This is a genomic window from Dellaglioa sp. CoH-57-MRSF-19, from assembly GCF_056781975.1.
The window spans coordinates 1-452 of sequence record NZ_JBXAXW010000137.1; the positions used below are offsets into that span (position 1 = coordinate 1).

Sequence of the window (452 nt, forward strand, 5' to 3'; positions counted from 1 at the left end):
CCTGTACATTCCTGCGTAACGCTCACCGTTGGCGGGGACAATCTCCCAGACGCAGGTCTCAGGCTGAATTAGGAACTCCAGACCATTTTTCTTTAGCGTCTTGTATGCTTTGTCAAAAGCCCGCACCACCCGATCGCCAACATCTACTTCAGGTCGATAGAACCAATAGAGTGGGCCGAATTTGTCATGCGTCTTGCGCCCCTTGTACACGCGGCTCGTGTCGCACCCAAAAACCTTTCCGCGATGAGGCTCGTCTCCATTGAGCACAGCCAAAATCTTTGCCTGCGGGACCTCGACTATAGCATCCTTTTGGGGCAGATGGCCATCTTTTTCGATCTTGCCAGAAGCGATACCTTTGCTGATACCGCTGACCTTGAAAAACACGGGACGCCGGGCACCGTCTGGCTGCCCAATGGCGTAATCACCGACTTCAACTTTCATGCACTGCTCCT

General features: G+C 53.3%; 1 protein-coding gene. It reads right to left on the reverse strand.

The features are described 5' to 3' along the window. A partial coding sequence (locus AC1RO3_RS08635; protein WP_481764023.1) for a hypothetical protein occupies positions 1–441 on the reverse strand: 441 nt, incomplete at its 3' end. Positions 442–452 lie beyond the last annotated feature (11 nt).